The sequence below is a fragment of the Candidatus Angelobacter sp. genome (assembly GCA_035607015.1).
In the GTDB taxonomy this organism is placed as follows: Bacteria; Verrucomicrobiota; Verrucomicrobiia; order Limisphaerales; family AV2; genus AV2.
Window position 1 is genome coordinate 1 of sequence record DATNDF010000141.1, and the last position, 5760, is coordinate 5760.

5 protein-coding genes are annotated in these 5760 nt (G+C 60.0%); 4 read left to right on the forward strand and 1 reads right to left on the reverse strand.

Annotated features, from left to right (window positions below):
• On the reverse strand, positions 1 to 222 hold a 222-nt coding region (locus tag VN887_05755; GenBank protein HXT39509.1), incomplete at its 3' end, for a response regulator.
• 281 nt (positions 223 to 503) lie between these two features.
• On the opposite strand from VN887_05755, the gene VN887_05760 reads away from it, so the two are divergent.
• From VN887_05760 to VN887_05775, 4 genes are all read left to right on the forward strand, one after another.
• Positions 504 to 1865 (forward strand): ATP-binding protein, encoded by a 1362-nt coding sequence (locus VN887_05760; protein ID HXT39510.1) that lies wholly within the window; start codon positions 504 to 506, stop codon positions 1863 to 1865.
• A complete protein-coding gene (locus tag VN887_05765; GenBank protein HXT39511.1) occupies positions 1862 to 3301 on the forward strand; it encodes a sigma-54 dependent transcriptional regulator in 1440 nt (479 codons plus the stop codon). Before VN887_05760 ends, VN887_05765 begins: the two co-directional genes overlap by 4 nt.
• A gap of 289 nt (positions 3302 to 3590) precedes the next feature.
• A complete protein-coding gene (locus tag VN887_05770) occupies positions 3591 to 3974 on the forward strand; it encodes a hypothetical protein (protein HXT39512.1) in 384 nt (127 codons plus the stop codon).
• 315 nt (positions 3975 to 4289) lie between these two features.
• The coding region (locus VN887_05775; GenBank protein ID HXT39513.1) for an MMPL family transporter at positions 4290 to 5760 on the forward strand (1471 nt) is incomplete at its 3' end.

Genomic DNA, 5760 nt, shown 5'->3' on the forward strand with positions numbered 1-5760 from the left:
GTTCAAATCGAGGAGCACAAGGTCAACGTATCCCTCGGTGAAGCGTTTCAGCGCCTCCTGCCCATCTCCCGCAAGAGCGACATCGTAGTTTTCCGAACGCAGCGCGCGCCCCAAGGATTCCCGGACCGAGGCGTCATCGTCCACGACCAGCACGCGCCCCTTGCAATCGGGCCGCGCAGCGCGCACCGGCCCTTGCGCGGGGACGCGGGCAGACAGGTTCATGCTGGAATCCGAACTCACAGGCACATATCAATGCGATGTTGGCAACTTCGAATGCGCCGCGGTCGTCCCGATTGCGAGCTGTGGAAGACGCTTTTCTGAAACGGTCACGGGCGGCATACTACTTGCGACATGTTTGTGGATGGGAATAGCGGATGCCGTGCCAGCGGCCGCCGCGCTCGCGTTACGCAGTTCAACCCGCACGGCGGAATGCTATGAACCTCGATTCTGCCCGTGCGTGTGATAAGTCCCTGCCCGGCGCTGATAATTTGGTTTCCAATCGAATGGCGAAAAACTTCAAGCTGCGCCTGGGTGGTTTCGCCCTGGCAATCGTGGTTGTCGCGCTGATGATTGGCTGGGCCGCGCACGCCAGTTGGCGCCAGTTTGACCAACTCAGTCGTCGATTGACCGAGATGCAAATCCAGAGCTTCAAGACTGCCGATCAGTTTCGTGCGAATCTCCAGGAGCTAGACTACCTCCTGCTCCGGCATACCATCCTCCGTGACCGGGAAGACCAGGACAGGTTCATGGATCAATGGACAAAAATGGACCAGTGGATCGACACCCAGCGCCCAACCCTGACCAGCGACAAGGAGCAACGGATCCTCGACTCGATCAACGACGCATACGACTTTTACTTCACCGCGGCGACAAACCTGTTGCAACAGGTCTGGGACAAACCGTCCGATGACCGGCCTCTGGCGGCGTTCCGCAAAGTGGAGGACGAATCGGGCCGGTTGCTGGGCCTCGGCAACCAGCTGGTGATCGCGCACCGGGAATCCCTGGACCGCTTTTTGTCGGATTCGCAAAAGTCGCTCGCCTTTTTGCGCGAATTGATTTTGGGCGCCCTGTTCGTGCTCTTTGTCCTGCTTGTGTCGCTGGCCCTCGTGGTTTACAGGGACATGATCATGCCTCTACGCCGCAAACTCATTGAAAGTCACGCTGTCATTCAGCGGCAGGAGAAGCTCGCGTCGCTCGGCGTCCTGGCCGCGGGCGTGGCCCACGAAATCCGCAATCCACTGACGGCAATCAAGGCGCGCCTTTTCACTCAGCAAAAGGTGCTCAATTCAGGGTCGCCGGCCTACGAAGACACGATTGTTATCGGCAACGAAATCGACCGGCTTGAACGGATTGTCAAGGGAGTGCTTCAGTTTGCGCGCCCGCCCGAACCGAGTTTGGTGACTCTTTCCGCGGACGTGCCAGTGCGCGAAGCCGCGGAACTCATGGGCCCGCAACTGGCAAGAAACGGGATCGATTTGAAGATTGATGAGCTGACGGATGCCATGATCCAGGCGGACCCGCAGCAACTCAAGCAGGTGTTTATCAACCTCATCCAAAACGCGGCCGAAAGCATCCACCGAAACGGCACGGTCACTCTCCGGGCGCGCTGCGGCACGGAAAGACTGGGCGGACAATCCCGACCGGCGGTCGTGCTGGAAGTTGAGGACACAGGCCGGGGAATTTCGCAGGAAGTTCAGAAGCGGCTGTTCGATCCGTTCTTCAGCACCAAGGAAGGCGGCACTGGATTGGGCCTCGCCATCGCCGAGCGCATCGTGCAAAAACACGACGGCGTCCTCCGCTTCCGCACGCAGTTGAACCGTGGAACGACGTTTGGCATCCTGTTGCCGAGATTTGCGCCCAAATGAGCCCTCCTCCAAAAGTCCTCCTGATCGAAGACGATGTCCCCGCCGCCTCCGCCTTGCGGCGCGTGCTTGCTGACGAAGGCGTTGACGTTGCCACGGTTACGCGGGGCGACGATGGTCTGGCGCGCGCCGAAAAGGATCTCTTTGACGTTGTCATCACCGACCTGAAGCTGCCCGGTCTCGATGGCATGGAACTGGTGCGTCGTCTTCATGCGTCAAGACCGCGTCTGCCCATCATTCTCATGACGGCCCACGGGACAACAGACACGGCGATCGAAGCCACGAAGCAGGGCGCCTATGATTATCTGCTCAAACCGTTCGAGATGGAGGAACTGATCGAACTGGTTACCAAGGCCTGCGCGAGCAGCCGGTTCATGTCTGAGCCCGTCGAAATGGGCCAGACCATTTCCTCGCGCGACGCGATCATTGGCAACGGCCGCCTGATGCAGGAGCTTTACAAGGAAATTGGCCGTGTGGCCGCAAAACCAGTGACCGTTCTCATCCGCGGTGAAACCGGCTCCGGCAAAGAACTGGTGGCCCGTGCGCTTTACCAGTACAGCGACCGCGCAAACGCCCCGTTTGTTGCGGTCAATTGCGCCGCCATTCCGGAAACCCTGCTGGAGAGCGAGCTGTTCGGCCACGAACGGGGCGCGTTTACCGGCGCGGACATGCGGCGTATCGGCCGTTTCGAGCAGGCGAACGGCGGCACCCTGCTTCTCGACGAAATTGGCGATCTCAGCCTCAGCACGCAGGCCAAGTTACTGCGTGTCCTCCAGGAAAAATGTATTCAACGACTGGGCGGCAAGGAAACGATTCCCGTCAATGTCCGCGTCATCGCTGCAACGCACCGCGATTTGGAGACCGCGATCAAAGAAAGGCTGTTTCGCGAAGACCTGTTTTACCGTCTCAGCGTGGTAATCATCGCCGTCCCACCGCTGCGCCAGCGGGCCGAAGACATCCCCGTGCTCGTGAAATACTTTGTTCAGCGATATGGCGAGGAACTCGGGGTCCAGCAATGTTCAATCCAGCCGGAGGCGCTGGAACTGTTGCGCAGTCAACCCTGGCCGGGCAACGTGCGCGAACTGGAAAATGTCATCCGGCAGGCATTGCTGCTGTCCCGCGGCTACGTCGTCGGCGCCGACCATATTCAGCAGATCATTACACGGACCGCCCAGTCCCTCCCGCAAGCCCGGGAGGCGCTCGCCGGGTTCGTCGCTGAATTGCTCGCGCATGTCCAGGATGGCAAAGAAGACCAGATTTACTCCCGCGCGATGAACGATTTGGAACGCGAACTGTTCGGCCGGGCAATCAAGCTCGCTCAGGGCAATCAGGCCAGGGCGGCGCGCTGGCTCGGTGTGTCGCGCCTGACCATGCGGGAGAAATTGAATCGTTTCGGCCTTCATCCGGCGCAGGACAAAGGCGTCGCTGAAGCGTCGTGACAACCGTTCGAAACAGCGTTCCCTGAACAAGGCGGTTCTGTTGTAAAGTCTCGACTTGTTGCCGATCTGGACCCTAGCCTCACCCCGCATGTCGTGCGCCAGACTGGAAAAAGAACGCACCCGGAAATTGTCTGGCCTGTGCCTTGCGCGCTCGGCCGTCTCACTCGAAGTCTGGCATCGGAATAGAGCTCGGCCAGAAAGGACCCTTTTCAGGACGTTCCTTGTTCTTGCAACCCTGCTTGTCGTGTGTGGTGTGCTTGGTTGTCGCACATTGCGACCACTGCCGCCCGTGAATCTCAGTGAAGCCGGATGGAGGATCCGCAAGGGTCAGACCGTCTGGAGGTCAAAAACGGGAGCCCCGGAGATCGCGGGCGAACTGCTGGTTGCGTCGCGGACGGATGGGCGCGTCTTCCTTAAGTTTGTTAAAACTCCCCTGCCCTTCGTCGTGGCGCAAATCGCCGCGGACGCATGGCAGATTGAATTCATCGTTGAAAACAAGGTGTTTTCCGGCACGGGCAGGCCGCCTTCGCAATTAGGCTGGTTGCAGCTTGCCCAGTGCCTCGCCGGAAACACGCCCGGCTCTAAGTGGCGCTGGCAGAAATTGGAAGACAGCCGCTGGAGGCTCGAAAATAAAATCAGCGGCGAGATGTTAGAGGGATTCCTGGTGCCTTGAGCAACCACCGGATGCATCCTGACCGTAGCGAGACGCCTTCGATTGGATCGTCTCAAGTCCGGGCTGAGCGGCTTCGTACCAAGGCCGGAAAACTGCCGAACATCCGCCAAACCGCCGCGATTCAATTGAATCGAACTTACATCCATCGATCATCGACGTTCCGCAATGGTAATTTCCTTTCCATCGCCCGGGATTAAACCTTAAGACTGCCGCGGCACTTGACTCCGACCATTGGCGGCGGACCGGCGCCAGGGATAGGAACACCAAGTCACAAAGAACGTGAACGATGGAACAACCGGAAGACCGGCCGGGATCATGAAGCTTGCCCGCTGCTCGCTTTGGCTGCTGGCCCTGGTTCCAATCGCGTTGGGGCTGGCGCGACTTCGCTTCGACGTCGAGGTTCTGAACCTGCTGCCGCCCGCGGCCCCTGCTGTCCAGGGATTGAAGATCTATCAGCAGAATTTCGCGAACGCGCGGGAATTGATCCTTTCCGTTCGCGCGCGCGACGCGGAAACCGCTGAAGCCACAGCCAGTGCGATCGCAACCGGTTTGCGGCGCGAGACAAACCTCGTCTCACAAGTCACCTGGCAGCCGCCGTGGCTTGAACGCCCGGCGGAAGCCGCGGAACTGATCGCCTATCTGTGGCTCAACCAACCGCCGGTAATCTTCGGCCAGTTGACGAATCGCCTCGCTGCAACAAATCTCGATGCCTTGCTGACTGCGACCCGCAACGAACTTGCCACCTCCATGTCACCCGGCGACCTTGCGCGGCTGAGTTATGATCCATTTGGCCTGACCCGGCTCCCCGAAAGCGCGTCCGGCTCCGCTCCGCGGTTTGGCGAGGGCCAGGAGATGTTCGCTTCGGCCGACGGCACGTTTCGCATTCTCTTCGTCAGGGCTCACACTGATCTGGCGACCTACCGGGAATGCGCGCATTGGCTCGAAGCCGCGAAGCGAGTGGTGAACGAGACGGTGCCGCCCGCGAAACAGTCCTCATCCGCAGTTTCCCTCGGATACACCGGCCGGCCGGCGTTCGTTGCAGAAATCGCGGGCGGAATGGAACGCGACGTGACGCTTTCAGTGGGCGGAACATCGTTGATCATCGCAACCTTGTTCTGGTTCGCCCATCGGAGATGGAAACCGATGCTCTGGCTGCTGGCGCTGCTGGCCTTGATACTGGCGGGAACACTCGCTCTGGGCGGACTGCTTTTTGGGACCATCAACGTCGTCAGCATGGGATTCGCCGCAATCCTGCTCGGCCTGGCCGTGGATTACGCCGTGGTGCATTACCAGGAAGCGCTGGCTCATCTCGATCTGTCGGTGCCAGAAGTGCGCAGGGCCATCGCGCCCAGCATTTTCTGGGCGGCGGTAACGACCATCACCGCGTTTCTCGTGTTGAATTTCGGCGGTCTGCCCGGTCTGGCTCAACTCGGCTCGCTGGTGGGCATCGGGGTTGCCCTCTCCGCGCTCGTGATGATCTTCGCCTTTCTCCCGCCACTTTTTCCCGATCGCAGACGCCGGGGACAGAATGTCGTTCCGGCGACGCGCGAATCACGTCCTCCAGGACCCGTTGGACTCATTCACATGAGGGCAGTTTCCGCGGGGACCGCAGCACTTTTTTTGGCGGCGATGATCACTCTGTTGTCGGGCCGTCCCCGCATGGACGCAACCGCCAACGCGCTCCGCCCCCGGAACAGCCCGGCGTACTCGGCGCTTGAGGAAATAAAGCTGCAGCTCAACCAGAAACGCGAACCGCTTTGGTTGATTGTGGAAGGTCAAAACGAGC